The sequence below is a fragment of the Cytobacillus spongiae genome (assembly GCF_021390075.1).
The window spans coordinates 3,876,815-3,903,626 of record NZ_CP089997.1 but is presented as its reverse complement, the minus strand read 5'-3'; the positions used below and the strand labels follow the sequence as shown (position 1 = coordinate 3,903,626).

Below are 26,812 nucleotides of genomic sequence, written 5' to 3'. Positions count from 1 at the left end.
CTTTTTGAATGCTCAGCACTTTTTTCGATACTCAATTAGCCAACAGTCCTGGTACTCTCCTTCATGCAGTTCATGGTTTGGAAGGATCTTCACTTTCTGAAATCCACACTTTTCATAGCATGAAAGTGCTCGTGCATTTCTAATTTGCGGATCCATTACCACTACATCAGCTAGTTCTTGATCGAATAAGTGGTGTACCATCGACGCAACTAGCTTCGTTCCGATGCCTTTATTCCAATAAGACACTTCGCCAATGAACTGATCCATACCATAGGCTTTTTGATGCTGATACCCATAGTTTTGCTTGGCGTCATCATCCAGCAAGTAATATTGGATATAGCCAATTTCAACATCATCAAATTCGATGATGCATTTAACTTCATCCTCTTCACCTGTATAAAAAACCTGGTTTACCTTCTCTAGATCAAACGAGTTATCTCTTCCTTCATAAAATTCAAGAACAATAGGGTCTGAGAGCCACTTAGCTAACAGATGCTGATCCTTATGTTCTAATAATCGAACGGTTAACGGTCCATTTTGAAATAGAATAAATGATCCTCCATCTACTAATCGTACTTTTGTATATCACGTATATCACATATATTTCCGTATAAAAGTCAGAAACCCTTTATTCTCTCATGTGTGAAATAATAAATCATACCAACAAATGATTGGGATGCTAAAGGAGGTCGATAAAAGTCTTATTGCTAGAGTAGTTAGCTGAAATGCATGATCTCCGTTCCTGGGCTTGCTTTCCGGGAGTGGCATAAGCTATGTATTTACGGTTTTATTTTTCCAAAAACTCCCATGAATTAAGAGCCACCCCCTAGTGAGGCTTTGAAAATGAGAGACGCCAAAAACTCCCTACTTAGATCGATCAAAGTGCTTCATCTAAGTAGGGAGCTAATTGGCTTTTGCTAGTACGGTCGTGGATAGAATGTCTACTCGTCGCTTAGACGTTTACCGGCTACTCCGTAGTGGTTTTTCGACATTTCTTCAATGAATACAGCAATTTTTTCTTTAGGTGCACCAGTCGTTTCACTGACTGCATCTGTTACTTTTTCAACTAGTGCCTTCTTTTGCTCTTCAGTGCGTCCTTCGAGCATCTTTACTGTTACGTATGGCATATAATCCTTCCTTTCTCATGGGGGAAAATCCTATAGGACATCGCAAGATTGCGTATCTCTGCTTGTAGTTTTTCATATTTATGTTTTTTTTACAAGTGAATTCAATTTGAACAATCACTGATTTTTAAAATGCTAGAATGGGATAGAAACAACATACCCAATTAAACATTCTACCCTCTTCGGTTTTTTTCACTTTAAGGGCGGATTCATGTATACTTTAAAGGGATAATCAGTTGCACGTATTGATATAGTTTAGTATAAGGATTTTCTACTTTTTAACTGATTTTTTTATAAAGGGGTTATGTGGATTGGATCAATTTTTAGCTTATAGTTTAAGGGAAATACCGTACGTTGCGATCACGCTTATGATCGCTTTTACTATCCATGAGTTTGCCCATGCATATATTGCTTATAAGTTTGGGGATGAGACAGCGAAAAATCAAGGACGTTTGACACTGAATCCCATGCAACATTTAGATCCATTTGGTACGATTCTCATCTTTATCGCTGGATTTGGCTGGGCAAGACCTGTACCTGTTAATCGGTTTTTCTTTAAAAATCCGAGACTCGCAGGAATTCTTGTATCAATTGGTGGGCCTATCAGTAATTTGCTATTAGCACTACTTGGGTTTCTTATTTGGTACGGGATGGTTGGGCTCGGAATGGCTGCTGGGCTTCCTAATTTTGTTCCTGAATTCTTAGATATTTTTATTCAATTAAACATAGTGTTGTTTGTTTTCAATTTGCTACCATTTCCGCCGTTAGATGGTTACCGAATTGTTGAGGATTTGGTTCCTTCTCATGTACGGGTGAAGATGACGCAGTTTGAGGTATACGGCTCATTAATTTTTTTAATATTGGTAATTACACCATTGGATAACTATACAATTCAACCGATTTTTAATGTGGTACTTCCAGTGTTAGTGAATGGACTTAATGATTTCTTTATGCAACTATTTTTATAGTAGGAGGGTTCTCAATGGAAGAAAATAAAAAGAAAAATGTAAGTTTTAATATTATCAAGAATGATTCTACAGATGGACATGGAGGATTTGGCGTGGGTGCGTTAAGCTTAGAAAATGTAACCCCAGTCATTATTGATGTAGATGCAGGAGAGGTATCTATTGAAGTGGGAGCCATGCATGCTCGCAGTCCAGTAGAAAAGGGAATCAAATTCCTTCAGAACAAGGAAGATGTTCCGAACGGAAAACCATATTGGCTTATTTGGGTGACGATTGATCGGAAACAAGAGGGACCTTACTATGCAGGAGCGACCGCTTGTGAAATGACAGTAGATCGTGAAATTCGCAGAGGCTATAAATCGCTTCCTTTACATGTGAATTATTTGGATAAATCGATCAAACGTCATATTATTGTCGATCATATGGATGAGAAATCAAAGAAAGTACTAGCAGAGTTTTTAAAGAATCATAACGAAGACATGTGGGAGCGATCAGACGCTATAATGGGTGCTCTTATAGTCTAATTGAACTAAATTTGATCAAGTTTCTGTTAATACCTTAAAAAATACCTAATTTTTTGACGGAATTGTGAACTTTTTTTGAAATTAGATTCAAAGGTACTTGCTCATCTTTCATAAAAAAAGTAAACTATGCTATAGCGTATATACACGCTATAAGGCTAGGACACGAAAAAACTCGGATTTCTCATCCGAGTTTTTTCATTTCCGCTACCTTAAGAAGCCCAGTCGAAAATGCGTTTGTACCAAGATTTCTTCTCTTGTTTTTCTTTTTGCTGTTCTTGTTCTAGTGGTTCATCTATCTGTTCTTCTTCGATATGGTCGGCACAGTAATCGGTCGGTTCGGTTCCTTCGCGAAAATACATTTTTACCTTTATAGGGCAATCTTTTGTCGCTAGCTTTCCATTAGTCGGATCGATATATACTCCAATAACTGTCTTCGGTTTTTTAAACTTCTTCGCAGGTTCGTCCTTTAATGCTTCTTCCATAAAATGCACCCAAACATTTTTTGCATAAGCTTTTTCAACGGTTTTGGTAAGAGGATTGCCCTTGTCATATCCAGTCCATACCGCAGTAACAAGTTGTGGCGTGTATCCAACCATCCAGCTATCAGAGTCTGTTGATCCGGATTTACCGGCATATGTTCGTGTCATCTCATTAATCACTGTACTTCCTGTAACGCTGGCATAGCCATTTAAGTTACGGTCAAACATACCAGTCATCATTTGAGAGGAGATGTAGGCCAAATCCGGCTGCAATACTTGTTCAGCTGCTGGCTTTAATTCGTAAATAATTTCTCCTTTATGGTTTTCAACGCGTGTAACCATATTAGGAGAAACCTTCTTCCCACCGTTTGCAAACATGCTATATGCATTGGCCATTTCAATTACTCTTACACCTGATGTACCAAGAGCGAGAGAGGGGACTTCTGTGAGCTTTGACTGAATGCCTACTCTTTCTGCGGTCTTCTTTAGTGCGTCCATTCCGATAAATAAATGTGTTTTTACCGCATAGACATTGTCTGATAAGGCTAATGCCTGAGCCATTGTAATATCCCCATCGGCATATTGATTGTTAAAGTTATGTGGGGTGTACGGTGGACGCTGGTCATCAAATCGAAAGGTAGTCTCTTCACTTCTCATCGTTGTCGCAGGGGTAAAACCTTGCTCCAATGCGGCGTAATATAAAAAAGGCTTAAAGGTAGATCCCGGTTGTCTAACAGCTTGAATAGACCGATTAAAGGGACTTTCGTCATAATTTCGTCCACCAACCAATGCTTTTACTTCTCCTGTTTGAGGGTCCATAGCAATCAGGCCAATTTGAATATCTGAATCCTTTGAGATGAATTGTTCCACCTTTTTTTCAGCAGCAGCCTGTTGCTTTAAATTTAGGGTTGTATATACTTTGAGTCCCCCAAGCTCAATTATTCGATCATCCAATTGGAGCTGTGTTTTTAAGGCAGAACGAACTGCATCTTGAAAATAAGGCGCGACACGAGGTTTGTCCTCCTTATTTTTCCCTATAAGCATGAATGGCTCATCATAAGCAGTATCTGCGTCAATCTTGGAAATGTAGCCATTTGTAACCATGGAGGCAAGGATGATTTTTTGCCGCTGTTTTGATTTTTCCATAGATGCAAACGGGGAATAGATGCCAGGTCCTTTCGGAATTCCTGCGAGAACCGTAGCTTCAGCTAAAGTCAGATCCTTTGCATCTTTACCGAAGTAGAATTGGCTTGCTGCCTGAACGCCATACATGCCGTTTCCATAATAAATTGTATTTAAATAGCCTTCTAGAATTTCTTGTTTCGAATAATTCATTTCTAACCGAATAGAATAAATGGCTTCATAGAGTTTCCGTTTCCACGTTTTATCATGCTCTAGAAAGAGATTTCGAGCATACTGCTGGGTAATAGTACTTGCCCCTTGGACCTTTGCCATCGCCTTAATATCGGCAATTGCTGCGCCGGCAATCCGTTTATAATCAAAGCCATGATGATCATAAAAGCTCTTATCTTCGATGGAAATGGTTGCTTCGACTAAAGAAGGAGCAATTTCATCAATCGGTACCCAATACCTTTTCTGCCCGTTATTGCTTTCCCCAATTACCGTCCCATCATCAGAATAATAAATGGTAGACTGCGGTACAGCAAGGGGAGGAGGGCCTTGAAGCTTGGCATAAATTAAGACTCCGATAAAAAGGAATAAGCCAATTCCAAGCCCAATCATCCCAAGTATCAACAGTGCACGCAAATATTTAACCGTTTTTCGAAAACGTTGATTCGTAATAATTTCCATATCAAAACCTCCCAATAAGAAAAGCGGAAGCGCCCTGTTCAGCGGCGTATAAAATAACAAATAGAGATAAAATACCTATTCATAGTATGAAAAGAAAAAGGATAATTTAAACGTTCCTTCTATTAAAAAGCGCTGAAAGAAAATTTTTCTTGCAATTTTGCTAGATTCAACTATACTTTTTCTGTGTTTGTATTTTGCACGTTAGGGAAAGATAACGAATAAATGTAGCAACAAGAACTAAGCATATGAGGGTGTAGATCGCCGTTAATTTGAGCTCTGTTCGATTCCGTTTTTCTAGGAAGATGCGGAAGAATAGCAGGGTATTTATTTATAAATTGGAAAGGAATGAACGAAATGGGACTTTGGTTTACTGAAAAGCAAACAGAGAACTTTGGAATTACAATGAAGGTTAATCGCACATTACATACGGAGCAAACTGAATTTCAAAAGCTAGATATGGTTGAAACAGAAGAATGGGGCAATATGCTTCTATTAGATGATATGGTTATGACGTCTATTAAGGATGAGTTTGTTTATCATGAAATGGTAGCTCATATTCCATTATTCACTCATCCAAATCCAGAGAATGTACTTGTTGTTGGTGGGGGAGACGGAGGAGTCATCCGTGAAGTACTAAAGCACCCAAGCGTGAAAAAAGCAACATTAGTTGAGATTGACGGAAAAGTGATTGAGTATTCTAAAAAATTCTTGCCTGAAATCGCTGGAATGCTAGAAGATCCACGTGTAGAAGTGAAAGTAGACGATGGGTTCATGCACATTGCGAATAGCGAGAACGAGTATGACGTTATTATGGTAGACTCTACTGAGCCAGTAGGGCCAGCAGTAAATTTATTTACAAAAGGCTTTTATGCAGGGATTTCAAAAGCATTAAAGGAAGACGGTATTTTCGTAGCACAATCGGATAACCCTTGGTTCAAAGCGGACTTGATTCGTACGGTTCAAAAGGATGTAAAGGAAATTTTCCCAACTACACGTCTTTATATCGCGAATATTCCAACTTACCCAAGCGGAATGTGGGCGTTCACATTAGGTTCTAAAAAGCATGACCCATTAGAAGTAACTGAAGAGCGCTTCCATGAAATTGATACGAAATATTATACAAAAGAGCTTCATAAAGCAGCTTTTGTTCTGCCTAAATTTGTACAAGACTTAACGAAATAATAGCAAGGGGAGTTGATTTCCCCAATACATAAAAGTGAGGGATGTATATGCGATTTGATGAGGCTTATTCAGGTAACGTTTTCATTAAAAGCCACCCTAATTATGAAGAAAGTCAAGCAGTTTTATACGGGATGCCAATGGATTGGACAGTAAGCTATCGTCCAGGTTCACGTTTTGGTCCAACTAGAATTCGCGAGGTTTCAATTGGGTTAGAAGAATATAGTGCATACTTAGATCGAGAGTTAGAAGATGTTAAATTTTTCGACGCTGGAGATATTCCATTACCATTTGGAAATCCAAAGAAAAGCTTAGATGAAATTGAGAGCTTTGTTGATAAACTATTAGCAGATAACAAATTCCCATTTGGAATGGGTGGAGAGCACCTGGTGTCATGGCCGGTTATGAAGGCAATGTATAAAAAATATCCAGACCTTGCGATCATCCATATGGATGCTCATACCGACTTAAGAGAGCATTATGAGGGAGAGCCACTGTCCCATTCTACCCCAATTCGTAAAGTAGCAGAATTAATTGGTCCAACGAACGTGTATTCATTTGGGATTCGTTCTGGAATGAAGGAAGAGTTTCAATGGGCAAAAGAAGTAGGGATGCACATCTCGAAGTTTGAAGTTCATAAACCATTAAAGGAAATTCTGCCGAAGCTAGCAGGACGCCCTGTGTATGTGACAATTGATATCGATGTTTTAGATCCTGCTCATGCACCTGGAACAGGCACTGTAGATGCTGGAGGAATTACCTCTCGAGAATTGCTTGCATCTATTCATGAAATTGCACACTCAGATGTAAACGTAGTTGGAGCTGACTTAGTTGAAGTTGCCCCAATCTATGATCCATCTGAACAAACAGCTAATACAGCAAGCAAGCTCATCCGTGAAATGCTTTTAGGCTGGGTAAAATAATATAATTGAAGATCAGTCACAGTGTTGACAAGTCTTAGGCTGTAGTCAAACTCAAAACCCATTGAGTTTGACTACAGCCTTTTTGAATGAATGATTCGCTAACTCTTCATCGAAAATGATTAAATGAAAGTTTGCGAATCTCCAATAAACTATTTATACTATATAAGTTATACTAGTTAGGAAAAGGATGTGTGACCGTTGGCTCGTGAAACAGCGGAGCAAAAGCCTGTAAAGGTAAAAGTAAAAACCGATATTCGAGATGGCCAGAATAAAGAGACTTTTGAATTTACGACATTTGGCCGATACTATACAAAAGCAGAATCATCTTATCTTCAATATGAGGAAGTACTTGAGGAAGGTACAATAAAGACAATTGTGAAGCTTTCTTCCAAAGAGGCTCTTATTTTACGAAGCGGTGCTATTAACATGCGGATGGTGTTTCGTTTACATAAAAGGTTGCGAGGGAGTTATAGATCTCCATATGGGACGCTAGAGGTAATGACGAACACTCAGAGGATGGAACATTTCTTTAATGAGGAAGAAATGACAGGTCAACTAGAACTCCTATACGACCTAACGATGCAAGGGGCAAAAACGGGTACATACCATATGATAATCACATTTGAGGAGGATAACTAATGAACATAGTCGAGCTTGTTCAAGGAAAATTAAAGGACGAAATCAAAGCAGCTGTAATCAAAGCAAATCTAGCAACGGAAGAGCAAGTACCTGATGTAATCTTAGAGATTCCCAAGGAAAAAACTCATGGAGACTATTCTACAAATATGGCGATGCAGCTTGCAAGAGTGGCAAAGAAAGCACCGCGTATGATTGCGGAAGAATTAATCGCACACTTTGACCTTTCAAAAGCATCAATCGAAAAAATTGAAATCGCAGGACCGGGTTTCATTAACTTCTACATGAATAATTCCTATTTAACTGCCCTGATTCCAAGCATTTTAGAGGCAGGCGATGCATATGGACAAACAACTACTGGCAATAAGCAAAAGATTCAAGTGGAGTTCGTATCAGCTAACCCAACAGGGGACCTACATTTAGGTCATGCTCGTGGTGCGGCAGTTGGGGACTCTCTTTGTAATATTTTAGACAAGGCTGGCTATGAAGTTTCTCGTGAATATTATATTAATGATGCTGGCAACCAAATTAATAATCTGGCTTGGTCTGTTGAAGCCCGCTATTTCCAAGCGCTTGGATTAGAAAAGGAAATGCCAGAGGATGGATATCATGGGGAAGATATCATTGGAATTGGAAAGACACTAGCAGAAGAGCATGGGGATAAATTTGTCCAAATGGATGAAAAAGAACGATTCCAGCAGTTCCGTGAATATGGATTGAAATACGAACTTGCAAAGCTAAAGCAGGACTTAGAAGAATTCCGCGTGCCATTTGACGTATGGTATTCAGAAACATCATTGTATGGCAATGGGAAAATTGACTTAGCTTTAGATAAGCTAAGAGAAAACGGTCATATATACGAAGAAGAGGGAGCGACCTGGTTCCGCTCAACTACGTTTGGTGATGATAAGGACCGCGTGTTAATCAAAAACGATGGTTCGTATACGTACTTAACACCAGACATTGCATACCATAAAGACAAGCTAGATCGAGGCTTTGAAAAGCTGATTAATATTTGGGGAGCAGACCACCACGGGTACATCCCTCGTATGAAAGCAGCGATTGAAGCGTTAGGATATGGCAAGGATGCACTAGAAGTCGAGATTATTCAGCTTGTTCATTTATATAAGAACGGCGAAAAAATGAAGATGAGTAAGCGTTCTGGCAAAGCCGTTACAATGCGTGATCTTGTTGAAGAAGTAGGTTTAGATGCTGTACGCTATTTCTTCGCGATGAGAAGCTCTGATACACATATGGACTTTGATTTGGATTTAGCTGTGTCTCAATCAAATGAAAATCCAGTTTACTATGCTCAATATGCTCATGCACGTATCTCAAGTATATTACGTCAAGGTGTGGAACAAGGGATTCAATTTGACAAAGAGGTAGACCTCTCACAAATTGGGGCAGAAAAAGAATTCGAAGTGTTGAAAAAAATAGGTGAATTTCCTCAAGCAGTAGGAGAAGCAGCTGAAAAGCGCATGCCACACCGCATTACAAATTATATTTTTGATCTTGCTTCAACATTCCATAGCTTCTACAATGCAGAGAAAGTACTTGATGTTGAAAATATGGAAAAAACAAAGGCACGTCTTGCTTTAATCAAGTCCGTGCAAATTACATTGAAAAATGCACTTGCCCTTATTGGTGTATCCGCACCAGAAAAAATGTAATATCACTTAGCTTAGACCTCCGCATCAAATTGCGGAGGTCTTTCTTCATAATTTAGTAAAATTTAGAGATAATACTAGTAATAATTTATTTAAGAAGGAGAATTTTATGAAGCTTGTTCTTTTATCGCTGATTACTGGATTTGCTGTTGGATTTATTTTTGCTTTGTTTAAACTACCGATCCCTGCCCCCCCTGCACTAGCTGGTATAACAGGAATTGTTGGTATTTACTTAGGGTTCAAAGCATTTGAGCAAGTATCACCTTGGCTTCAAAACTTTATGAAATAGGTTTTAGAAAAAGCATTGACGGAAGCCTCCTGAAATCATCTTACAATTGATCTAATTATAATTAAAGATGACAAAAGGGAACGAGTATTGGATCTCAATCCCTTTTGTGACCATCCAAGGAGGCTGCTGCTATGCATAGCTCCTTTTTGTATGTAACAAAAAAATGGCTGACACAGCAAGTTGTCTATTCAACGCCTTGTTGTGTCAGCCTCTTCTAGGTCCGTTATCTTTCCTTAGAATTCTACTGTCGCACCTCCGATTCTTTTTACACCACGAATGTTGCTGAAGTCCTCTACTAGTTTTAACATCGCTTGATCCTTTGCTTTCGCTTCAATCATGAAATCTACATTTGTTCCTAATATTTTTAATTCATCTACTAAAGGTTTGATAAAATTGAAGTCGACAAACTCTGAATGAGCGCGATATTCCTTCTCTGATTTTGGCGAGGATATATGAATTTTCGGGAGTAAGCCTCGACTTTTCCATGTATCAAAGATCGCCGGGAGAAAATCACCTAATTCTCGCTCGCAGCAATTCGCCTTATGATGATGATAGTCAAATACGAAAGGAATACCCTCTTTTTCACAAACCGCCAAAGTCTCTTCTGAATGATATGTTTTGTCATCGTTTTCAAGGGTCATGATCTTCTTAATATGAGAAGGGAGCGACTTGATATTCTCGTGAAATCGCTGTAATGTCGTTTTTTTATCCCCGTAAGCACCACCGATATGAATATTGATTACGCTTTCATCCTCTATTCCCATCGCTTCTAACATCTTATAATGATAATCCATATCGATAACTGCATTTTGTGTCACCTCATCACGTGGAGAAGTGAATAATGTGAATTGATTAGGATGAAAGCTTACTCGTAATGCATGTTTTTTGACAAGTGCGCCAATCTCCTTCCATTCTGATAAGAAAGGGGAAAGAAAATCCCACTTCACCTCAGGGTGCGTAGCAAGAGGAGCAATTGAACTAGAAAAACGATAAACGTTGATTTCATGCCCAATATTATAATGGAGCATTCGAATTGTATTCTTTAAATTTTGCTTTGTAACAAAGTGAAGTTTCGCTTTGCGCTCTTTGGCATCTAGCTGCTTATATCGCGTGTACGTCAGCGCTTTTGCCGGAGAAGCATCCCATAAAGAAAGTGCATGAGATACATATCCGAAACGAATAATCATAGGATAACTCCTTTATTGTTCTATAGCTGTCTACTCGTCATATTATAAAAAACAGGAATTCCATTATAAGAAATGGGATAACATTCGAGCCGTTAACTCTTTCATAGCCCGAAATGGGTTTTTACGGCTAATCTCATCTAAGCTTAAGGGCTTTGCATTTTGAATATCTTTATTGAAAATTTCCTCCATCTGTTGAATGAAGTGTGTATCATAAATATAGCAATTGATTTCGTGATTTAGAAACAGACTTCTTTTATCAAAGTTAGCGGTACCTACATCACAAACTCGATGGTCTACTAATAGCGATTTGGCATGATAAAATCCTTCAGTAAATTGATAGATCCTTGCGCCATTTTTCAAAAGCTTCCGTAGGAAAGGAAAAGAAGCTTCCTTCACAAGGGCATGATCGGAACGGTTTGGAACGAGTATGATTACTTTCACACCACGTTCTAGAGCTTGAAGAAGATCCTGGAAAATTTGTTTACTTGGAATGAAGTAAGGTGAACCAATCGTGATCGATTTCTGTGCATTTTGGATAAGGGTAGAAAAAGTCTCCTCTAAGAAAAATCCTTCGGAAGGAATTAATTGATGTTTGATCGAACCCTTATATAGAGATGGAAAGTAGACCGTGTCTTGAAGTAAATTGATTTTTGTTGCTACACGCCAATCCTTTAGAAACTCCCTTTGGAGATCTAGAACGCCTTCACCCGTCATTTTCAGATGATAATCTCGCCAAGGACTAAGTTTTGGGTCAAAATCAATATATTCTTTCCCAACATTATAGCCACCAATATAACCGAGGTTCCCATCAATAATAATTAACTTTCGATGATTGCGTACTTGCAAGGAATAAAAGAAAAAAGGGGCCCTTGGAACATGGCAATAGGAAACATGCACCCCAGCTTTTTTTAAACTGTTAATTGTATTTTTGGAGATGCTAGAGCTTCCGACCCAATCAAGAAGGAGGCGAACTTCAACCCCATCTTTAGCCTTTTTCTGAAGCGTATGAATAAATTCCTTGCTAAACTTGTCATTCTTCACAATATAAAAGAGGATGTGGATATGGTGACTTGCCCCATTCATCTGGTCAAATAGGTCTGTGAATAGATCTTTCCCATGTGTAAACAGCTCAAGGTCACTTTGACGAAAAGGATATTCACGCCGCTTTATTTTAGAAAGCTGATACCTTCTTCCAAGTAAGTAATCAAGGCGGAGCCATATTCCAATGATGAATAAGATGCCAATGAAAATAAGCAAGATGTTCAATAGGGATCTACTCCTTGGATAATTGATGATGGACTAAGAGATTAAATCGGGACGCCTCTTGCTTGCCATTTTCTTAGTATCTTTCCCAAAAACGAAACGTATATGAATGATTCCCTCAATCACCTTGGACAAACCCGTTTGTCTTTTAAATTTTCAACTTGTTCAAAAAACTGGTTGACTGAATGCTCATTCATTATATAATGGAATTAGATATATATTCTGAAAATTTTATTGGTTTAAAATTTTCTTCCAATAAAATCAATCACAATCAAACCTCATGAAAGGAGATTTTTCGACTATGAACGGACTACTATGGATTAACCTTATCGCATTTCTGCTTGTAACCGCTTACGCTGTCAGTCTTTTTGTTTATGTAGTAAAGACGAGAATTCAGTATATTAAGCTTGGGAAAAAAGTAGAGTTTGATAATCGTGTTAAAGAGCGAATGGAGAAAATTAAAGTCAATGTTTTTGGACAAAAGAAGCTATTGAAGGATAAGAAGAGTGGAATCATCCATGTAATGTTCTTCTATGGCTTTATCCTTGTTCAGTTTGGTGCGATTGACTTCATTATAAAGGGGATTAAGCCTGGAGCACATCTACCACTTGGACCTCTTTACCCAGGATTTACATTTTTTCAGGAGATTGTCACACTAACGATCTTAGTTGCGGTAATTTGGGCTTTTTATCGCCGCTATATTGAAAAGCTTGTTCGTTTGAAAAGAGGCTTTAAATCAGGGTTAGTACTGATCTTCATCGGTGGTTTAATGCTATCTGTTCTAGTAGGTAACGGAATGAGCTTAATCTGGCATGGCCATGATGCAACTTGGACTGAGCCTGTTGCATCGATAATTGGAACGGTATTTGCAGGGATTGGTGAGACAGCGTCAATTGTTGTTTTCTATGTGGCATGGTGGATTCACTTGTTATTCTTATTAGCATTCTTAGTATATGTACCACAATCGAAACACGCTCACTTAATTGCCGGTCCAGCAAATGTCTATTTCAATCGTCTAGATAATCCAGGTAAGCTTTCAAAGATTGACTTTGAAGATGAAAGCCAAGAATCCTTTGGTGTAGGAAAAATTGAAGATTTTACTCAGATGCAGCTAATAGACTTATATGCATGTGTAGAATGTGGACGTTGTACAAATATGTGTCCTGCGACAGGGACTGGCAAGATGCTGTCGCCAATGGATTTAATTGTTAAGCTTCGCGATCATTTAACAAATCATGGAGCAGCAGTTACATCGAAGCAGCCTTGGGTTCCTACGTTTGCATTTAGTGGTACAAAAGGAAACCAAATTGCGCTAGCAAGTGCTGGCCAAGGAGCTGAGGAAGCAGCTGCCGGCTTAGCATATAGCCCTAGTCTTATCGGTGATGTCATTACAGAAGAAGAAATTTGGGGTTGTACAACTTGTCGTAACTGTGAGGATCAGTGTCCTGTAATGAACGAACATGTGGATAAAATTATTGACCTTCGCCGTTACTTGGTACTGACGGAAGGGAAAATGGATGCAGATGCACAGCGTGCTATGCAAAATATTGAACGTCAAGGAAATCCTTGGGGCTTAAACCGTAAAGAACGTGAAAATTGGCGTGAAGCTCGTGAAGATGTACATGTACCAACTGTAAAAGAAGTGAGCAAGGCAGGAGAAGAGTTTGAATATTTATTCTGGGTTGGTTCAATGGGCTCTTACGATAATCGTAGCCAAAAAATCGCATTATCCTTTGCAAAGCTTCTAAATGAAGCAGGAGTAAAGTTTGCCATCCTAGGAAACAAAGAAAAGAACTCTGGAGATACACCAAGACGACTTGGAAATGAATTTATTTTCCAAGAGCTTGCAACCAAAAATATAGAGGAATTCGAGAAGAATGAAGTGAAGAAAATCGTTACGATCGATCCTCATGCGTACAATATATTCAAAAATGAGTATCCTGATTTCGGCCTAGAGGCAGAAGTTTTCCATCATACAGAGGTATTAGCAGACCTTGTGAAGGAAGGCAAGCTGAAGCCAGCTTATGCGGTAAATGAGACGATTACCTTCCATGACTCATGTTACTTAGGTCGCTATAACGAAGTTTATGATCCACCACGTGAAATTCTAAAGGCGATTCCAGGTGTGAAGCTGGTGGAAATGGAACGTAACAAAGATAAGGGTATGTGCTGTGGAGCTGGTGGAGGTTTAATGTGGATGGAGGAAGAAACGGGTCACCGCATTAACGTAGCAAGAACTGAGCAGGCGCTAGCTGTCAATCCATCGGTCATTAGCTCAGGCTGTCCATACTGCTTGACAATGTTATCTGATGGTACGAAGGCGAAGGAAGTCGAAGAAACGGTTCACACGTATGATGTAGCAGAAATTCTTGAAAAAGCCGTCTGTGGAGAACAACAACCTCTCGTATCGTAATAATAAGATGAATAACCATAGTTAAATGGTCATAGAGTTTAAGGAATTGTAAAAGTACCAACATTCATCCCCTTTATAAATGAGGTAGATCCTCTTTTGTAGAGGGGAAAACAAAATTTTAAGAATTTTTTGTTTAGTGTTTTAATTTTTACTCTTTTTCATGTAAAATAAAGTTAAGCGCTTACAAAATATAAGCTATCTTTCAAAACCAATATAAAGGGGATCGTAGGGAATAGATCTCCTTTTCTTCTTAGGAAATTTTCGAGCGAGCGTTCAGTCGCTAAAGCTCGTCACCCCACATCAAAGATTCATCACAACATGCCAATCAAAGCTTTCAATTATTTTACCAAATGAATAGTTTCATAGAGAAAGGGAGATGAAGAATGGGTAGAACTGTAATCTTAGGCGGTATTAGAACTCCTTTTGGAAAATTTGCAGGTGCTTTAAGTAGCTTGACAGCATCTGATCTTGGTGGAATCGCCATTAAAGAAGCCCTAACACGAACGGGAGTTCAAGCTGAGGAAGTGGATGAGGTCATCTTAGGTTCAGTCCTGCAAGGGGGACAGGGGCAAATCCCTTCTCGCCAAGCTTCGCAAAAAGCGGGTCTTCCATGGAATGTGAAAACGGAAACGATAAATAAAGTATGTGCATCAGGTATGCGAAGTGTGACATTAGGCGATCAAATCATCCGTGCAGGAGATGAAGAAGTGATTGTGGCCGGTGGAATGGAATCGATGAGCAACGCTCCATATATTTTACCGAAAGCTCGTTGGGGCTTACGTATGGGTGATGGCTCTGTTAAAGACCTCATGCTCCATGATGGCTTAAGTTGCAGTTTTACTGGTGTTCATATGGGAACTTACGGGAATGAAGTAGCGGAAGAGATGAGCATTAGTCGCGAGAAACAGGATGAATGGGCATACAGAAGCCATAAGCGAACAGTTGAGGCGATAGAGTCAGGCAAGCTAGCGGAGGAAATAGTAGCCGTAGAAATTCCACAGCGTAAAGGTGATCCAATTGTAGTCTCACAGGATGAAGCACCAAGAAAGGATACGTCTGTTGAAAAGCTAGCAAAGCTATCACCTGTTTTTAACTCCGTTGGGACTATTACAGCAGGAAATGCCCCAGGTGTAAATGATGGAGCAGCTGCTCTCGTGTTAATGTGTGAAGAACGTGCAAACCGAGAGGGAAGAACACCTGAAGCGATCATACTTGGTCATACGGCGATTGCTGTTGAAGCGAAAGACTTCCCGAAAACACCGGGTCTTGTCATTAACGCACTCCTAGATAAAACAGGCAAGAGTGTAGACGATATTGATCTATTTGAAATAAATGAAGCATTTGCTGCCGTTGCTTTAGCAAGCGGACAAATTGCTAATTTAGACGCTGAAAAGGTAAATGTGAATGGCGGAGCAGTAGCCCTTGGACATCCAATTGGTGCAAGCGGAGCGAGAATTATTATAACCCTTATGAAGGAGCTTAAGCGACGTGGTGGTGGAATTGGAATCGCAGCCATCTGTAGTGGCGGTGGCCAAGGAGATGCCATGATGATCGAGGTTCCGAAAATCGTATAAACCGAAGCAAGCATTCGTACGAGTGAAGTTGTCAAATGCGAACAATTGAAGGAGGAAAACGCATGAACGTAAAAAAAGTGATGGTGATCGGTGCAGGACAAATGGGGTCGGGAATCGCTCAAGTATGTGCTCAAGCTGGATACACTGTGCTATTAAATGATCTGAAGCAGGAGTTTGTTGAACGAGGAATAGGAACAATTCATAAAAATCTATCAAGAAATGTAGCGAAGGAACGAATGACAGCTGACCAGATGGAAGAGGTATTAGGAAACATTACCGCTTCTACTACACTTGAGGACGCGAGAGAAGTTGATTTGGTGATCGAAGCAGCTGTAGAAAATATGGAGATCAAAACGAAAATCTTCCACCAACTGGATGAAATTGCACCAGCGCATGCGATTTTAGCAAGTAATACATCTTCACTGCCAATTACTGAAATCGCAGCAGCGACAAAACGTCCTGAGCAAGTAATCGGCATGCATTTTATGAATCCGGTACCTGTTATGAAGCTAGTTGAAATTATTCGGGGACTAGCAACTACGGATGAAGTGTATCAGACGATAGAGGACATGACGAATTCGCTAAAGAAAGTCCCTGTTGAAGTAAATGACTTTCCTGGCTTTGTATCCAATCGTGTGTTAATGCCAATGATCAACGAAGCCGTATACACATTATACGAAGGGGTCGCGACGAAAGAAGCAATTGATGAAGTGATGAAGCTCGGGATGAACCATCCAATGGGTCCACTTACACTCGCAGATTTCATCGGCTTAGATACATGTTTATATATCATGGAAACATTGCATGAAGGATTTGGAGATGATAAATATCGTCCATGTCCACTTCTTCGCAAATATGTAAAGGCTGGTTGGCTGGGGCGTAAAACTGGCCGCGGCTTCTATGTTTACGAATAATCAAGTATGCCAGCAGGCGTTCTTAGGCTACGGTTTACATCAGGAGGGGTAAAGATGAATCTTAGATTTACAGAAGAACAAGAGATGATGAGGAAAATGGTACGGGATTTCGCTCAAGGAGAAATTGCTCCATTTGTTGAGAGCATGGAAAAGGGTAAATTTCCGCGACCAGTATTGAATAAAATGGCAGAGCTTGGACTAATGGGAATACCGATTCCAGAAAAATACGGCGGCTCTGAAATGGACTTTACGTCTTATATTATCGCTATTCACGAATTATCTAAAGTGAGTGCAACGGTTGGGGTTATCCTCTCTGTCCATACTTCAGTAGGAACGAATCCAATTCTGTACTTTGGTACGGAGGAACAAAAGCAGAAATATATTCCGAAGCTTGCTTCTGGGGAATACTTAGGAGCTTTCTGTTTAACGGAGCCGAGCGCAGGTTCAGATGCAGCTAGTTTGAAGACGAGAGCGATTAAAGATGGGGATCATTATATCTTAAACGGTGCGAAGGTGTTTATCACTAACGGAGGAGAGGCAGATACATATATTGTGTTTGCATCCACGAACCCTGAAGAAGGAAGTAGAGGAATCTCAGCATTTATCGTTGAAAAGGACACACCAGGACTCATAATTGGCAAAGATGAGCATAAAATGGGGCTTCATGGCTCACGAACGGTTCAGCTGACATTTGAAGATATGCGTGTACCAAAAGAGAACCTTCTAGGCGAAGAAGGTCAAGGGTTTAAAATTGCTATGGGCAACCTGGATGTTGGGCGTATTGGGATCGCTGCACAAGCATTAGGAATAGCTGAAGCAGCACTTGAAGCAGCTACAAGCTATGCGAAGGAGCGCCATCAGTTTGGTAAGCCAATTGCTGTTCAGCAAGGAATCGGCTTCAAGTTAGCAGATATGGCGACCAGTATTGAAGCGGCAAAGCTATTAATCTATCGTGCTGCTGAATTACGATCAAAAGGTCTTAAATGCGGAAAAGAAGCATCAATGGCAAAGCTGTTTGCATCGAAAACAGCTGTTGATGTCACGACTGAAGCCATCCAGGTATTTGGTGGCTATGGGTATACAGAGGAATATCCAGTTGAACGCTATTTCCGTGACGCAAAGGTTACAGAAATCTATGAAGGTACGAGTGAGATTCAAAGATTAGTGATTAGTAAACAACTATAAATCATAGTGAAAAAGCGAGGGATAACGAGTGAACTTTCAATTAACCGAAGAGCATGAAATGATTCGAAAGATGGTTCGTGATTTTGCGAAAAATGAAGTGGCACCAACAGCAGCTGAGCGAGATGAAGAAGAACGATTCGATCGCGAGATATTTGACAAGATGGCAGAGCTAGGTCTAACAGGGATACCTTGGCCGGAAGAATACGGAGGGATTGGCAGTGATTATTTAGCTTATTGTATTGCTGTTGAAGAGTTATCTCGAGTGTGTGCTTCGACAGGTGTAACGCTTTCAGCACATACCTCGCTTGCCGGCTGGCCTATTTATAAATTCGGCACAGAAGAACAAAAGCAAAAGTATTTGCGTCCAATGGCTCAAGGGGAAAAAATCGGTGGCTACGGATTAACAGAGCCTGGTAGCGGTTCAGATGCTGGGGGAATGAAGACGACAGCACGTTTAGAAGGAGACCATTATGTATTGAATGGTTCCAAGATTTTTATTACCAACGGTGGAATCGCTGATATCTATGTGGTATTTGCTTTAACGAATCCAGAAGATAAGCATAGAGGCACAACAGCATTTATTATTGAAAGCGATTTCCCTGGATTCTCTGTTGGGAAAAAAGAGAAAAAGCTAGGAATTCGTTCATCCCCTACTACAGAAATTATTTTCGAGGATTGCAAAGTACCCGTAGAAAATATGCTTGGAGAAGAGGGTGAAGGCTTCAAGGTAGCCATGATGACGCTAGATGGAGGGCGAAACGGAATTGCAGCTCAAGCAGTAGGAATTGCCCAAGGAGCATTAGATGCAGCGGTAGAATATGCAAAGGACCGTCAGCAATTTGGGAAACCCATTGCGGCACAACAAGGTATTGGCTTTAAACTAGCTGATATGGCTACTAATGTAGAAGCAGCAAGACTATTAACCTATCAGGCTGCGTGGTTAGAGTCAGAAGGATTGCCTTACGGAAAGGAATCGGCTATGTCGAAGTTATTTGCAGGAGACGCAGCTATGAAGGTAACGACTGAAGCCGTTCAAGTATTTGGTGGCTATGGATATACAAAGGAATATCCAGTTGAAAGATACATGAGAGATGCAAAAATTACGCAAATCTATGAAGGTACTCAAGAAATCCAACGTCTTGTTATTTCACGAATGCTAACAAAATAAGCTCAATCATTTTACACAAGACGGAGGAATACTTCCGTCTTGTCAGTCTATGGGGGAATTTAAAGGCGGTTGAAGAATTGATGAAAAAGCGAGAAGTAGAAGCTTCAGTGAAGGATGAACGCTTGGTCATAAAAAGGCGCAATCAAATGATTAAAGGGGCTGTAACTCTTTTTAAAGAAAAAGGATTCCATCGGACAACGACAAGAGAGATTGCGAAAGCATCAGGGTTTAGCATTGGGACCCTCTATGAATATATTCGTAAAAAAGAAGATGTTCTCTATCTAGTGTGTGACCGAATTTATGATCAAGTTCAAGAGCGATTACAACAAGCACTTGATACCGATCGAGGAACGCTCGAAAGCTTACGACTAGGTATTGCTTATTATTTCCGAGTGTGTGATGAAATGCAGGATGAAATTCTCGTCATGTACCAAGAGGCTAAATCATTAACGAAAGATGCATTGCCTTATGTGCTTCGTAAAGAAATTGAAATGGTAGCCATGTTTGAAGATGTCATTAAAAGATGTGTGGAAAATCGGGAGTTGAATCTAACCGAAGAGCAAATCCATATGATTGCCCACAACATCTTTGTTGAAGGGCAAATGTGGGCGTTTAGAAGGTGGGCACTGCAGAAAGTCTACTCAATTGAGGAATACATTGAATTTCAAACCGAATTACTTTTTAACGGGATTAAATAAGGGGTTTTTATATAAGGCTTTTTTCAAAAAGATTGTTGTTTTATACCATGTAAGTTTCCCTTCTTCATACGAAGGCTAGCAGTAAAGCGGAAGGATGCGAGAAACCTGCGGGAGCAGTGGAACAGGAGAGTCCCCACAGGTGAAGCCGAAGAGCCTAGCCTCACGAACCGCGGAAAGAGAGTTTCCTGGAGAGGAAAACTGCACATGTTTCAAGAGCAACAAAGGATACGAAAATAGCTTTATCAAAAGAAAAGTCGGAACTTTCACTCAACATTTCCAAAAAAGGAACAGGGGGATAACGATGAGCACACAGATCGTATATAAACCGAAAAATCATATTCGCTTTGTAACCGCGTCTAGTTTGTTTGACGGACATGATGCATCGATTAATATTATGCGCAGAATCATACAGGCAAGTGGTGCCGAAGTCATTCATTTAGGCCACAATCGCTCAGTTGAAGAGGTTGTAAATGCCGCGATTCAAGAGGATGCACAAGGGATTGCCATATCCTCCTATCAAGGTGGTCATGTGGAGTATTTTAAATATATGTATGATTTACTAAAGGAAAAGGGAGCACCTCATATTCGCATTTATGGTGGCGGTGGTGGTGTAATTATTCCAAGGGAAATTAAAGAGCTCCATGAATATGGAATTGCCCGGATTTTTTCACCTGAGGATGGCCGTCAGAATGGCCTTCAAGGAATGATTAATAGGATGCTCGAGGAATGTGATTTTCCAACAGCAACAGCAGAAGTTGCTAATGAAATTGACAACCTACAAAAAGGGGAAGTTACAGCGGTAGCAAAGCTAATTACATTAGCGGAGCATCAAGTAGGAGTGGATCAAGAAGCGGCAGCTGCTGTTGAGTCTGTGCTAGAGAAGATAAAGAACTTAAGTAAACCTGTTCCTGTAGTTGGAATAACTGGAACAGGTGGAGCTGGAAAGAGTTCTTTAACAGATGAATTGATTCGCAGATTTCTAAATGAAATCCCAGAAAATAAAGTCGCCATCCTATCTGTTGATCCAACGAAGCAAAAAACAGGCGGGGCTTTATTAGGTGACCGTATTCGAATGAATGCGATATTCTCTCCACGTGTTTATATGCGCAGCTTAGCTACAAGGAAATCGAAGAGCGAGCTTTCTTTAGCCATTCAAGATGCGATTTCAGTTGTAAAAGCGGCAGGATATGACTTGATCATTGTAGAAACGAGTGGAATTGGCCAAGGTGATGCTGGCATAACTGAAATTTGTGACGTATCTATGTATATTATGACGAGTGAATTTGGTGCACCATCGCAATTAGAAAAAATCGATATGATTGATTATGCAGATCTGATCGTTATTAATAAATTTGAGCGTAAAGGATCAGAGGATGCGAAGCGTCAAGTACAAAAGCAGTATCAGCGTAGCCATTTGCTTTTTGAGCAAGACCTTGACGAAATGCCAGTCTATGGAACCATTGCAAGTCAATTTAACGACCCAGGTACAAATGCATTATTTGCAGCACTTGTAGAAACGCTAAACTCCAAAGCAGGCACGAGCTTTGATACTTCTTTTAGCAAGCAGGCAGTTGTTGAAAAACAAAATGTCATTATTCCGAATGATCGTCGCTATTACTTGCGGGAAATTTCAGATACGGTTAGAAGCTACCATCGTGACGCAGAGGAGCAGGTAAACCTTGCTCGTCGTTTGTTCCAAATTGAAGGGACCATAGAGGCACTGAAGGAAAAAGATACAAACGAAGAACTGATTGGATCTCTTGAAGCACTGAAAAATGATGTGGAAAGTCAATTAACCTCTCAATCAAAGCGGATTTTGGATCAATGGGGAGAATTAAAAGAGAAGTATGCGGGGGATCAATTCGTTACGAAAATTCGAGACAAAGAAATGATTACGATATTAAAAACGAAGAGCCTTTCTGGGCTAGAGATTCCAAAAATTTCTTTACCAAGGTTCAAGGATTATGGAGAAATTCTCAGCTGGGTATATCGAGAAAATGTGCCTGGGTCATTCCCTTATACCGCGGGAGTATTTCCATTCAAACGAGAAGGGGAAGATCCAAAACGACAGTTTGCAGGCGAAGGAACTCCAGAGCGAACCAATCGTCGCTTTCATTATCTATCGAAGGATGATACAGCAAAACGGTTAAGTACTGCGTTTGATTCAGTAACATTATACGGAGAGGATCCAGATTATCGCCCGGATATATATGGGAAGGTAGGGGAAAGTGGAGTAAGCATCTGTACATTGGATGATATGAAAAAGCTATATGATGGCTTTGATCTCTGCCACCCATCTACATCTGTATCTATGACGATAAACGGTCCAGCTCCAATTATTTTAGCTATGTTCATGAATACAGCAGTTGATCAGCAGGTCAAGGCAAAGGAAGAGGAGCTCGGGCGCATTCTGACGCAGGCGGAGTTTGATGAAGTAAGAGCTCAAACCTTGCAAACGGTCCGAGGCACTGTCCAAGCAGATATTCTAAAGGAAGACCAAGGGCAGAATACATGTATATTCTCCACAGAGTTTGCCTTAAGAATGATGGGAGATATTCAGCATTACTTTATTACGAACAAAGTTCGTAACTATTATTCGGTTTCCATTTCTGGATATCATATTGCAGAAGCAGGAGCAAATCCTATTTCTCAGCTAGCTTTTACGTTAGCGAACGGCTTTACTTATGTAGAATATTATTTGAGCCGAGGAATGAACATTGATGATTTTGCACCAAATTTATCATTCTTTTTCTCTAACGGTCTAGATCCTGAATATACAGTAATTGGTCGTGTGGCTCGCCGCATTTGGGCAACGGTTATGAACAATAAATACAAAGCAAATGAGCGCAGCCAAAAGCTGAAATACCATGTTCAAACATCTGGTCGCTCTCTTCATGCCCAAGAAATAGACTTTAATGATATACGAACAACACTACAAGCACTAATGGCATTACATGATAATTGTAATTCTCTTCATACAAATGCTTATGATGAAGCAATCACTACTCCGACGGAAGAGTCGGTCCGTCGAGCAATGGCGATTCAAATGATTATTACGAAAGAACATGGCCTAACGAAAAATGAAAATCCATTGCAGGGGTCTTTTATTATTGAAGAGCTAACCGACCTTGTAGAAGAAGCAGTACTGCAGGAATTTGAACGTATTAATGATCGCGGCGGTGTTCTAGGAGCAATGGAAACACAGTACCAACGAGGGAAAATACAAGATGAGTCCATGCATTACGAAATGAAAAAGCATACTGGGGAACTTCCGATTATTGGCGTGAATACGTACTTGAATCCAAATCCACCTTCAGAGGAAGCGATGGATAGTATGGAGCTAGCACGTGCAACGAAGGAAGAAAAGGAAACGCAAATTCAAAATCTTCGTGAGTTCCAACAACGTAATCAAGATCAGCTAGATGTAGCACTAACTAGATTAAAAGAAGTGGCAGTTACAAACGAAAATATCTTTGCAGAGCTAATGGAAACCGTAAAAGTGGCGAGTTTAGGACAAATTACGAGAGCATTATATGAAGTAGGTGGACAATATCGCCGAAATATGTAAAAGAGTTTAACAATAGGATGAAAAGGCTAGGCTGTCTCTTAGAGGGGAATCATCGTTTTCTCCTCTTTTGGAGAGAGCCTTTATTTTCGTTTCTGCTCGAAGAAAATAGGATTATTTACATCAAATTTACACATTCGACCTAAATTTTTTATATAATCAGAATAGGAGTAGAATCGTAGCTAGGCTAGAAATCCTAGATAGGTATCACGAGCTCAAGCTCGAGTACTTGAGCAGTATGTAGAGGATAGAAAGTATCGGTTTATTAAGATAGAAAGGTGCAAAAGATTCAGCAACAGGATGCTTGCGCATTTCTTATAGGGTGTGAAATTATTGAGAAGAATTTTTTTCCTTGCATCTATTGTTGGGGGTGTAGGGGCGGTTGTCTATTTATATCAACGCCAGTTAGGGGCGGTTCCTTTTTTTCTTTTATCAATATTTTTCTTTGCTTTAGCGGTGAAACAGCTTTCCAATCGATCGGAGGGCGAAATGCCCGAAAAGGAAAAAGATCACGAATAGTTGCATATCTAGCGATAAAAAAGTGCGAGAAACAATAGATACAACTAGCATAAACAGGAGAAATTTGTTTATAATGAAGAATATGCAATTATGCCAGTATTACATAATTTTTATGCGGCTATATATGGTCTTACTTAGTGAAAGGAAGTGCGGATATTGAGTTTAAAACAATACTCAAAAGAGCAATTACAAGAAATGTCATTAATTGAAGTTGCTTTTGAAATGCTTAAAGAACGAAAGCAACCATTTGCTTTTAGTGAATTAGTAGATGAAATGACAGCTTTATTAAACCTTACAGAAGATGAAGTGAATACAAGAATTGCGCAATTCTACACGGATTTAAATATTGATGGTCGATTCCTTTGTTTAGGAGATAACCGATGGGGACTACGCGTTTGGTACCCTGTTGACCAATTAGAGGAAGAAACGGTTACTCAAATCAAGCCGAAGAAGAAAAAGGCGAAGAAAGCATCAGAAGAAGATGACGTAGACATAGAAGATTATGATGAAATTGAAGAAGAAGAGTTTGATTATGAGGATATCGATGAATCAGCTGATGATGAAGAAGAGTCAGATGACCTGCTAGATCTTGATGAGGCAGATGACGATGATGATTTTGAAGATGATGATGAAGACCTTATTGATGACGAATTTGAGCTAGATGAAGAAGAAGAAGAAGAAGATGATGATGATTTAGAAGAGGAAGACGAAGAATTATAAGAACAGTCTTGACTTTTGATAATCAGGCTTGTAGAATCATTTTTGGGCTCCTTAAAAAAGGAACGATAATTTACGCGAATAGCGCTCCCTTACTTTTATTAGTAAGTGGAGCGTTTTTTATTTTTTTTTACTAAAAATATATTCGTTTCTCTCCCCTTATAACAAACAAGTTTTTGTCTTGAAAAAAGATAAATATGTACAAACTGATAAAAAGGGGGATTTTCACATGACAAAATATATTTTTGTTACCGGTGGCGTAGTTTCGTCATTAGGAAAAGGGATTACAGCAGCATCGTTAGGTCGTTTATTAAAAAATCGAGGGCTTAGCGTTACGATCCAAAAGTTTGACCCATATATTAACGTGGATCCAGGTACAATGAGTCCATATCAGCATGGGGAAGTTTTCGTAACAGACGACGGTGCGGAAACAGACTTAGATCTAGGTCACTATGAGCGCTTTATCGATATTAACTTAACAAAATACAATAACGTAACGACAGGTAAGATCTATTCGACGGTACTTAAGAAAGAGCGCCGCGGGGATTACTTAGGTGGAACGGTTCAGGTTATTCCTCATATTACGAATGAAATTAAAGAGCGTGTGATGCGTGCAGGTCATGAAACAAACGCAGATGTAGTCATTACCGAAATTGGTGGAACGGTTGGAGATATTGAGTCTCTACCATTCTTAGAAGCCATCCGCCAAATAAAAAGTGACATCGGCCGTGATAACGTCATGTACATCCACTGTACATTAATTCCATATATTAAAGCTGCTGGCGAAATGAAAACAAAGCCAACTCAGCATAGTGTAAAAGAATTAAGAAGCTTAGGAATTCAACCAAATGTCATAGTTGTTCGTACGGAGATGCCAGTTTCACAGGATATGAAGGATAAAATTGCTTTATTCTGTGATATTGATTCGAAAGCAGTAATTGAAGCACGTGATGCAGAAACATTATATTCAGTACCATTAGCACTTCAAGCTCAAAATCTTGATCAGATTGTATGTGATCACCTAAAGCTTCAATGCCATGAAGCGGACATGACAGAGTGGAAACAACTTGTTGAGCGAGTATTGAACTTATCAAAGAAAACAAGAATTGGTCTTGTTGGGAAATATGTTGAGCTTCAAGATGCGTACATTTCAGTTGTTGAATCATTAAAGCATGCAGGCTATGCATTTGATGCAGATATTGATATTAAATGGATCAATGCTGAGCAAGTAACAGCTGAAAATGTTGAAGAGCTTTTAAGTGATGTGGATGGAGTTTTAGTTCCAGGTGGATTTGGTGATCGAGGAATTGAAGGGAAAATCCTTGCGACGAAATATGCTCGTGAAAACCAAAAACCATTTTTAGGAATTTGCTTAGGTATGCAGCTAGCATCTATTGAGTTTGCACGCCACGTATTAGGTTTAGAAGGTGCACACTCAGCGGAAATTAATCCAGATACGGAGCATCCAATTATCGACCTTCTTCCAGAGCAAAAGGATGTGGAAGATCTTGGTGGAACCCTTCGTTTAGGTCTTTTCCCATGTAAGCTAATCGAAGATACGAAAGCATTTGCTGCATATAATGATGAAGTGGTTTACGAGCGCCATCGCCATCGCTATGAGTTCAACAACCATTATCGTCAAGAAATGGAGAAGGCTGGGTTCATCTTCTCTGGGACAAGCCCAGATGGTCGATTAGTTGAAGTTATTGAGTTAAAAGACCATCCATGGTTCGTTGCGTCACAGTTCCACCCAGAATTCACTTCTAGACCAACGCGTCCACAGCCACTATTTAGAGACTTCGTAGAAGCATCTCTAAAACTAGGTAACCAAAATTAATTCATTTTAGCCATTCTAGACTGTAGACACTCTACAGTCTTTTTTTTACGATAAGAAAGTTTAAAATTTAAACATAGAAAATTGTCCAGCAAAAGCGCCCTAGCGCCTAGTGTACTTCGGTCCTCTTGTTACGATAAGTCAATAACGATTCACTTACAAGCTCATCGTGTT

21 protein-coding genes and 1 pseudogene are annotated in these 26,812 nt (G+C 39.8%); 17 read left to right on the top strand and 5 right to left on the bottom strand.

Going from position 1 to position 26,812, the window contains the following annotated elements:
- Window positions 1–12: 12 nt before the first annotated feature.
- Both LS684_RS19540 and thmT read right to left on the bottom strand, forming a co-directional pair.
- Window positions 13–549, bottom strand: a complete 537-nt coding sequence (locus LS684_RS19540) for a GNAT family N-acetyltransferase (RefSeq protein WP_233811713.1) — start codon at window positions 547–549, stop codon at window positions 13–15.
- 392 nt (window positions 550–941) lie between these two features.
- Window positions 942–1,130, bottom strand: a pseudogene (gene thmT, locus LS684_RS19535) (2-hydroxymuconate tautomerase); the annotation flags it as partial.
- Window positions 1,131–1,435: 305 nt separating this feature from the next.
- Between thmT and LS684_RS19530 the strand changes: the two are divergent.
- Together LS684_RS19530 and LS684_RS19525 are read left to right on the top strand one after the other, a co-directional pair.
- Window positions 1,436–2,092 carry a site-2 protease family protein gene (locus LS684_RS19530; RefSeq protein WP_233808638.1) on the top strand — a complete coding sequence of 219 codons (657 nt, stop codon included), beginning with the start codon at window positions 1,436–1,438 and terminating at the stop codon, window positions 2,090–2,092.
- Between the two features lie 14 nt (window positions 2,093–2,106).
- Window positions 2,107–2,613, top strand: coding sequence for a YwhD family protein (locus LS684_RS19525; protein ID WP_233808637.1), 507 nt, complete (start codon window positions 2,107–2,109; stop codon window positions 2,611–2,613).
- A 209-nt stretch (window positions 2,614–2,822) separates the two neighbouring features.
- On the opposite strand, the gene LS684_RS19520 is transcribed toward LS684_RS19525, so the two are convergent.
- On the bottom strand, window positions 2,823–4,904 hold the full coding sequence (locus LS684_RS19520) for a transglycosylase domain-containing protein (RefSeq protein WP_233808636.1): 2,082 nt from the start codon (window positions 4,902–4,904) through the stop codon (window positions 2,823–2,825).
- A 354-nt stretch (window positions 4,905–5,258) separates the two neighbouring features.
- On the opposite strand from LS684_RS19520, the gene speE reads away from it, so the two are divergent.
- From speE to LS684_RS19495, 5 genes are all read left to right on the top strand, one after another.
- Window positions 5,259–6,086, top strand: coding sequence for a polyamine aminopropyltransferase (gene speE / locus LS684_RS19515; protein ID WP_233808635.1), 828 nt, complete (start codon window positions 5,259–5,261; stop codon window positions 6,084–6,086).
- A gap of 47 nt (window positions 6,087–6,133) precedes the next feature.
- Window positions 6,134–7,006, top strand: a complete 873-nt coding sequence (speB, locus tag LS684_RS19510) for an agmatinase (RefSeq protein WP_233808634.1) — start codon at window positions 6,134–6,136, stop codon at window positions 7,004–7,006.
- A gap of 198 nt (window positions 7,007–7,204) precedes the next feature.
- Window positions 7,205–7,645 carry a YwiB family protein gene (locus LS684_RS19505; protein ID WP_233808633.1) on the top strand — a complete coding sequence of 147 codons (441 nt, stop codon included), beginning with the start codon at window positions 7,205–7,207 and terminating at the stop codon, window positions 7,643–7,645.
- Window positions 7,645–9,315 (top strand): arginine--tRNA ligase, encoded by a 1,671-nt coding sequence (argS, locus tag LS684_RS19500; RefSeq protein WP_233808632.1) that lies wholly within the window; start codon window positions 7,645–7,647, stop codon window positions 9,313–9,315. The genes LS684_RS19505 and argS overlap by 1 nt, the downstream gene beginning before the upstream one ends.
- 106 nt (window positions 9,316–9,421) lie before the next feature.
- Window positions 9,422–9,601 carry a XapX domain-containing protein gene (locus tag LS684_RS19495; RefSeq protein WP_233808630.1) on the top strand — a complete coding sequence of 60 codons (180 nt, stop codon included), beginning with the start codon at window positions 9,422–9,424 and terminating at the stop codon, window positions 9,599–9,601.
- Window positions 9,602–9,834: 233 nt separating this feature from the next.
- On the opposite strand, the gene uvsE is transcribed toward LS684_RS19495, so the two are convergent.
- Together uvsE and cls are read right to left on the bottom strand one after the other, a co-directional pair.
- Window positions 9,835–10,788 (bottom strand): UV DNA damage repair endonuclease UvsE, encoded by a 954-nt coding sequence (gene uvsE / locus LS684_RS19490; RefSeq protein WP_233808628.1) that lies wholly within the window; start codon window positions 10,786–10,788, stop codon window positions 9,835–9,837.
- Between the two features lie 63 nt (window positions 10,789–10,851).
- Window positions 10,852–12,054 carry a cardiolipin synthase gene (cls, locus tag LS684_RS19485; RefSeq protein ID WP_233808626.1) on the bottom strand — a complete coding sequence of 401 codons (1,203 nt, stop codon included), beginning with the start codon at window positions 12,052–12,054 and terminating at the stop codon, window positions 10,852–10,854.
- A 298-nt stretch (window positions 12,055–12,352) separates the two neighbouring features.
- Between cls and LS684_RS19480 the strand changes: the two genes are divergently transcribed.
- The 10 genes from LS684_RS19480 (at window position 12,353) to pyrG (ending at window position 26,641) form a co-directional block, all read left to right on the top strand.
- Entirely contained in the window at window positions 12,353–14,464 is a 2,112-nt protein-coding gene (locus LS684_RS19480) for a (Fe-S)-binding protein (protein WP_233808624.1), read from the top strand.
- Window positions 14,465–14,847: 383 nt separating this feature from the next.
- The gene (locus LS684_RS19475; RefSeq protein WP_233808622.1) at window positions 14,848–16,038 is read left to right on the top strand and encodes an acetyl-CoA C-acetyltransferase; all 1,191 of its coding nucleotides are present in this window, start codon (window positions 14,848–14,850) and stop codon (window positions 16,036–16,038) included.
- Window positions 16,039–16,100: 62 nt separating this feature from the next.
- On the top strand, window positions 16,101–16,952 hold the full coding sequence (locus tag LS684_RS19470; RefSeq protein ID WP_233808620.1) for a 3-hydroxybutyryl-CoA dehydrogenase: 852 nt from the start codon (window positions 16,101–16,103) through the stop codon (window positions 16,950–16,952).
- Window positions 16,953–17,006: 54 nt separating this feature from the next.
- On the top strand, window positions 17,007–18,137 hold the full coding sequence (locus LS684_RS19465) for an acyl-CoA dehydrogenase (RefSeq protein WP_233808618.1): 1,131 nt from the start codon (window positions 17,007–17,009) through the stop codon (window positions 18,135–18,137).
- A 28-nt stretch (window positions 18,138–18,165) separates the two neighbouring features.
- Window positions 18,166–19,305, top strand: a complete 1,140-nt coding sequence (locus LS684_RS19460) for an acyl-CoA dehydrogenase (RefSeq protein ID WP_233808617.1) — start codon at window positions 18,166–18,168, stop codon at window positions 19,303–19,305.
- 80 nt (window positions 19,306–19,385) lie between these two features.
- Window positions 19,386–20,003: a TetR/AcrR family transcriptional regulator gene (locus LS684_RS19455; RefSeq protein WP_233811712.1), complete on the top strand. Its 618-nt coding sequence runs from the start codon at window positions 19,386–19,388 to the stop codon at window positions 20,001–20,003.
- Between the two features lie 301 nt (window positions 20,004–20,304).
- Window positions 20,305–23,571 carry a fused isobutyryl-CoA mutase/GTPase IcmF gene (icmF, locus tag LS684_RS19450; RefSeq protein WP_233808615.1) on the top strand — a complete coding sequence of 1,089 codons (3,267 nt, stop codon included), beginning with the start codon at window positions 20,305–20,307 and terminating at the stop codon, window positions 23,569–23,571.
- Between the two features lie 330 nt (window positions 23,572–23,901).
- Window positions 23,902–24,087 (top strand): hypothetical protein, encoded by a 186-nt coding sequence (locus LS684_RS19445; RefSeq protein WP_233808613.1) that lies wholly within the window; start codon window positions 23,902–23,904, stop codon window positions 24,085–24,087.
- Window positions 24,088–24,243: 156 nt separating this feature from the next.
- Window positions 24,244–24,807: a DNA-directed RNA polymerase subunit delta gene (rpoE, locus tag LS684_RS19440; protein WP_233808612.1), complete on the top strand. Its 564-nt coding sequence runs from the start codon at window positions 24,244–24,246 to the stop codon at window positions 24,805–24,807.
- A gap of 226 nt (window positions 24,808–25,033) precedes the next feature.
- A complete protein-coding gene (gene pyrG / locus LS684_RS19435) occupies window positions 25,034–26,641 on the top strand; it encodes a CTP synthase (protein WP_233808611.1) in 1,608 nt (535 codons plus the stop codon).
- Window positions 26,642–26,812: the final 171 nt, after the last annotated feature.

What these genes read in the sequence shown, in the direction of transcription:
- LS684_RS19525 (WP_233808637.1), top strand. Translation starts at nt 2,107, where the DNA reads ATGGAAGAAAATAAAAAGAAAAATGTAAGTTTTAATATTATCAAGAAT.
- LS684_RS19520 (WP_233808636.1), bottom strand. Translation starts at nt 4,904, where the DNA reads ATGGAAATTATTACGAATCAACGTTTTCGAAAAACGGTTAAATATTTG.
- speE (WP_233808635.1), top strand. Translation starts at nt 5,259, where the DNA reads ATGGGACTTTGGTTTACTGAAAAGCAAACAGAGAACTTTGGAATTACA.
- speB (WP_233808634.1), top strand. Translation starts at nt 6,134, where the DNA reads ATGCGATTTGATGAGGCTTATTCAGGTAACGTTTTCATTAAAAGCCAC.
- argS (WP_233808632.1), top strand. Translation starts at nt 7,645, where the DNA reads ATGAACATAGTCGAGCTTGTTCAAGGAAAATTAAAGGACGAAATCAAA.
- LS684_RS19495 (WP_233808630.1), top strand. Translation starts at nt 9,422, where the DNA reads ATGAAGCTTGTTCTTTTATCGCTGATTACTGGATTTGCTGTTGGATTT.
- uvsE (WP_233808628.1), bottom strand. Translation starts at nt 10,788, where the DNA reads ATGATTATTCGTTTCGGATATGTATCTCATGCACTTTCTTTATGGGAT.
- LS684_RS19480 (WP_233808624.1), top strand. Translation starts at nt 12,353, where the DNA reads ATGAACGGACTACTATGGATTAACCTTATCGCATTTCTGCTTGTAACC.
- LS684_RS19475 (WP_233808622.1), top strand. Translation starts at nt 14,848, where the DNA reads ATGGGTAGAACTGTAATCTTAGGCGGTATTAGAACTCCTTTTGGAAAA.
- LS684_RS19470 (WP_233808620.1), top strand. Translation starts at nt 16,101, where the DNA reads ATGAACGTAAAAAAAGTGATGGTGATCGGTGCAGGACAAATGGGGTCG.
- LS684_RS19465 (WP_233808618.1), top strand. Translation starts at nt 17,007, where the DNA reads ATGAATCTTAGATTTACAGAAGAACAAGAGATGATGAGGAAAATGGTA.
- LS684_RS19455 (WP_233811712.1), top strand. Translation starts at nt 19,386, where the DNA reads ATGAAAAAGCGAGAAGTAGAAGCTTCAGTGAAGGATGAACGCTTGGTC.
- icmF (WP_233808615.1), top strand. Translation starts at nt 20,305, where the DNA reads ATGAGCACACAGATCGTATATAAACCGAAAAATCATATTCGCTTTGTA.
- pyrG (WP_233808611.1), top strand. Translation starts at nt 25,034, where the DNA reads ATGACAAAATATATTTTTGTTACCGGTGGCGTAGTTTCGTCATTAGGA.